Below are 4,992 nucleotides of genomic sequence, written 5' to 3' on the forward strand. Positions count from 1 at the left end.
CCGTTGGTCGGCACGCGCCTTCAGGGTTCAACGCTGCTGACACATCGTGCCGACCGACGGTCGGCACCTACCAACAGCAGGCCATTGCCAAAGGGCCATTGCCGGGCCGTTGCTCTGGTGCGTGCTCCGGTAGGTGCCGACCGTTGGTCGGCACGCGCCTTCAGGGTTCATCACTGCTGACACATCGTGCCGACCAACGGTCGGCACCTACCAACAGCAGGCCATTGCCGGGCCGCTGCTCTGATGCGTGCTCCGGTAGGTACCGACCGTTGGTCGGCACGCGCCTTCAGGGTTCAACGCTGCTGACACATCGTGCCGACCAACGGTCGGCACCTACCAACAGCAGGCCATCGCCAACGGGCCATTGCCGGGCCGCTGCTCTGATGCGTGCTCCGGTAGGTGCCGACCGTTGGTCGGCACGCGCCTTCAGGGTTCATCACAGCTGACACATCGTGCCGACCGACGGTCGGCACCTCGCAACAGCAAGCCACTGCCAACCCACCAGAGCATCAGGCAAACGGCAGCTCCGCCGCCACACACGCGGCACTGATCGCCGCACACGCTTGTTCAATCGCCGGGGTGGTGGGCGCCAACCGCGGGCGGCGGTCCAGCGTACAGGCCAGGCCCACTTCCAGCAGCGTGGCATGTGCGCCATGCAGCGCCTGCGCGGTGGCAGCGGGCAGGAAACCGGCAGCCGACAGCGCGTCGATCAGCGCGGGCGTATCGCGCGGTTCCAACAGCGCCGGCACCTGCGCACTGCGTGCCAGCACACCGGTCTGCAGCAGGAACTCCAGATCGACCACGCCGCCGGCGCCCTGCTTCAGATCCAGCCGCGCGGCATCGCTGCGGTCCAGTTCGGTGCGCATGCGCCCACGCATCTTCAGCACGTCGGCATACAGCGTACCGGGGTCGCGTTCGCGGGCCAGGGTCTGCGCGCGCACCTGTTCGAAATCGGCCAGAAGGCTGGCATCACCCGCCACGCCGCGTGCGCGCACCAGCGCCTGGTGTTCCCAGGTCCAGGCGCGTTCACGCTGGTACTCGGTATAACTGGCCAGCGAGGACACCAGCGAGCCCTTGCCGCCATCCGGACGCAGGCGCACGTCGATGTCGTACAGGCGGCCGGCGGCGGTGACAGCACCCAGCAGGGCCATCACCTTCTGCGCCAGGCGCGCGTACCAACGGCCCGGTTCCAGCGGGCGGGCACCATCGCTCGCATCCACGCCGGCCGGGTGGTCGTGCAGGAACACCAGATCCAGATCCGAACCGAAGCCCAGTTCCAGCCCGCCCAGACTGCCGTACCCGATGATGGCGAAGCGCCCGCCCGGCACGATGCCATGCGCGGCCTGCATGTCCGCCTCGGCCAGCGTCAGTACGGTGATGACCACCGCCTGTGCCAGCTCCGCCAGCTGACGGGTGCTGTCCACCGCGCCCTGGCGCCCATCCAGCGTGGCCATCGCCATGCGGAAACTCAGCGCCAGCCGCGTTTCATTGAGCCAGCGCAGCTGCGACTCCGGATCTTCCACCGGCAGCACCTGCTGGCACTCGGCCAGCATGCCGGCAAAGTCGGGCATCGGCCCGGACACGCGCACGTCCAGCAGTTCATCCAGCAGCAGCGGGTAGGCGGCCAGGCGTTCGGCCAGCAGTGCGCTGCGCGCCAGCACATCCACCAGGCGCGCCAGTGCGCTGGGTTGCTCGTCCAGCAGCGCCAGATAGCTGGTCCGGCGCAGCACCGCCTGCAGCAGGCCGAGCACGCGCTTGAGCGCGGCATCGGGATGGGGGGAGCGCGTGGCCGCATGCAGCAGCGCGGGCAGGACGCGGTCCAGGCGCGCACGCGCGGCATCGGACAGCGACTTCACGCCGGTGCCCTGGGCAAAATCGCGCAGCGACTGGTCGGCGCCGCCGGCATCGAGGAAACCGGCTTCGGCCAGCAGTCCGGCATTGCTGCCTTCGGGCAGGCTGCGCCAGTAGCTGGCCAGTGCATCGGGTGCGGCCTGGCCTTTGCGCGGGGCCAGCAGCGCGGCGAATTCGGTGCTGACGCGCTGCTGCTGCACACTGAGGGCCGCGCGCAGTGCATCCCAATCGGCGTAGCCCAGGCCAAGGGCAATGCGCTGGCGATCCAGCGGGTCACTGGGCAGCACATGGGTCTGCGCATCGCGCAGCATCTGCAGGCGGTTTTCCACGCGGCGCAGGAACAGATAGGCCTCGCGCAGCGCGGCCCCATCGGCCGGCGCGATCTGGCCGGCGTTGACCAGCGCCTGCAGCGCCACCAGCAGGCGCCGCTCGCGCAGCACCGGCTCGCGCCCGGCACGGATCAGCTGCAGCGCCTGGCACAGGAATTCGATTTCGCGGATGCCACCGGCACCGCGCTTGATGTCTTCATGCAGCTCGCGGCGCGCGACTTCAGCGGTGATCGCCGCCTTCATTTCGCGCAGGCCATCGAGCGCGGTGAAATCCAGGTAGCGGCGGTAGACGAACGGGCGCAGCGTCTGCAGCCACGCTTCACCGGCGGCGATATCGCCGGCTACCGCACGTGCCTTCAGCCAGGCATAGCGTTCCCAGTCGCGGCCCTCGCGCTGGAAGTACTGGTCCATCGCCGCGAACGACAGTGCCACCCGGCCAGCGCTGCCGAACGGGCGCAGGCGCAGGTCGACGCGGTGGCTGAAGCCATCGACGGTGGTTTCGTCCAGCAGCTTGGCCAGGCGCTGGCCAAGACGGGCGAAGTATTCCTCGGCCGCCAACGCACGCGGGCCGTCGGATTCGCCGCCCTGCGCATAGGCGTAGACCAGGTCGATGTCGGAACTGAAGTTGAGCTCGCCACCGCCAAGCTTGCCCAGGCCGAACACCACCAGCTGCATCACGCGGCCGTCGTCATCGCGGATGACGCCATGGCGCTGGGCGAATTCCTGCTGCAGGGCGTCCAGTGCCAGGCGCAGGCAGTCCTCGGCCAGGGTGGTGGCACCGGCCAGGGTCTGCGGCACGTCGTCCAGGCCGGCCAGATCGCGCCAGACCAGGCGGGTGGACATGGCCGCGCGCCAGCGCCGCAGCTGCGCCGGCCAGTCGCTGGGCTGCTGCGCGTCGAGCACCGGCGCCAGCAGCGGCGGGCAGCCGGGCTGGGCCAACCGGGCCAGCAGCGTGGGCTGCCGCACCAGGGTGTCGAGGGCGAAATCGCTGGCCACCGCCAGACGGACCAGCGGCGCCCGCAGTTGTGCGGGGATGGGCGCTGGCAGCACCTGCGCCAGGCGAGCCAGCGCGCGGTCGACCAGGGGCTGCAGGGGGGCGGGCAGTTCAGCGGGGGCGAGGGTCATGGCCTGATTGTATCGACCCGGCCGGGGCGCGACGGACCCGGTAGTGCCGGCCGCTGGCCGGCAGGGGGCACGGGTTGCCGGTTGCAGGCTGCCGGCCAGCGGCCGGCACTACCCATGGCGCAAACCGCCTGTTCAGCTTGGGCATCAGACAATAAAAAAGCCCGCTTGCAGCGAACTGCCAGCGGGCTCTGCTCCCTCCCCCACGTCGGGATGCAGGGCCATCGTGCGGGCTTCGGAACGACATTGCACGCTGCACTGCAAAACAGAACTGGTGGGTGTGGTAGCCCACGCCCCGGAAAAGCCATTCCACGAAGGTAGAACGCCCCGTACGGCGGGGGATGGCCGATAATCGGGTTTTCCCCCTGAAACACGTGTCGTCATGTCTGTTGATCGCATCGCCAACGCGCGTCTCCGTGACCGCGTGGTCTCCGCCGAGGCCGCAGCCGCGCTGATCCAGCCCGGTGAAACCGTCGCCATGAGCGGCTTCACCGGGTCCGGTTACCCCAAGGCCGTTCCAGTCGAACTTGCCCGCCGCATCGAGGCGGTGCACGCCCAGGGCCAGCCCTTCCAGATCAAGCTGATGACCGGCGCCTCGACCGCGCCGGAACTCGATGGCGCGCTGGCCAAGGCCGATGGCATCGCCATGCGCATGCCGTTCCAGAGCGACCCGGATGCGCGCAACCGCATCAACGAGGGCAAGCTGGATTACATCGACATCCACCTCAGCCACGTCGCCCAGCATGTGTGGTTCGGCTTCTACGGCGAGATCGACACCGCGGTGATCGAAGTGTCGGCCATCCGCGAGGACGGCTCGCTGGTGCCCTCCACCTCGGTGGGCAACAACAAGACCTGGCTGGACCTGGCGAAGAAAGTGATCGTCGAGGTCAACGAATGGCAGCCGGCCGGCGTGGACGGCATGCATGACATCTACTACGGCACCGCACTGCCGCCGCACCGCAAGCCGATTCCGCTGGTCAATGCCAACGACCGCATCGGCGAGACCGCGCTGCGCTGCGACCCGGACAAGATCGTGGCCGTGGTGCGCACCAACGGCCCGGACCGCAACAGCCCGTTCAGCCCGATCGATGCCACCAGCGAGCAGATCGCTTCGCACCTGATCGAGTTCCTCAAGCACGAGGTGAAGAAGGGTCGCCTGCCGCCGAACCTGCTGCCGCTGCAGTCGGGCGTGGGCAACATCCCCAATGCCGTGCTGGCCGGCCTGGCCAGGAGCGGTTTCCGCGGTCTGGCCGCGTTCACCGAGGTGATCCAGGACGGCATGCTCGACCTGCTGCGCGACGGCGTGCTGAGCTATGCCTCGTGCACCGGCTTCGCGCTGAGCCCGCAGGCCAACGAGACGTTCAAGGAACACATCGATTTCTACCGCGAGCGCATCATCATGCGCACGCAGGAAATCTCCAACCACCCGGAACTGGTGCGCCGCCTGGGCTGCATTGGCATGAACGGCATGATCGAGGTGGACATCTACGGCAACGTCAATTCGACGCACGTGATGGGCACGCGCATCATGAACGGCATCGGCGGTTCGGGTGACTTCGCCCGCAACGGCTTCCTGTCGGCGTTCCTGAGCCCATCCACCGCCAAGAACGGCACCATTTCGGCGATCGTGCCGATGGCCAGCCACGTCGACCACACCGAGCACGACGTGTCGGTGATCGTGACCGAACAG

General features: G+C 68.5%; 2 protein-coding genes. One reads left to right on the forward strand and one right to left on the reverse strand.

The window, feature by feature from the left end; translation table 11 throughout:
- Positions 1-509 precede the first annotated feature (509 nt).
- Positions 510-3,305, reverse strand: coding sequence for a bifunctional [glutamate--ammonia ligase]-adenylyl-L-tyrosine phosphorylase/[glutamate--ammonia-ligase] adenylyltransferase (gene glnE, locus ACQKDV_RS18250; protein ID WP_427785640.1), 2,796 nt, complete (start codon positions 3,303-3,305; stop codon positions 510-512).
- 379 nt (positions 3,306-3,684) lie between these two features.
- Here glnE and ACQKDV_RS18255 point away from each other — a divergent pair.
- Positions 3,685-4,992, forward strand: a 1,308-nt coding sequence (locus tag ACQKDV_RS18255; RefSeq protein ID WP_427785642.1) for a succinate CoA transferase, incomplete at its 3' end; no start/stop codon positions are given.

This window comes from Stenotrophomonas sp. NPDC077659, assembly GCF_050268705.1.
GTDB lineage: Bacteria > Pseudomonadota > Gammaproteobacteria > Xanthomonadales > Xanthomonadaceae > Stenotrophomonas.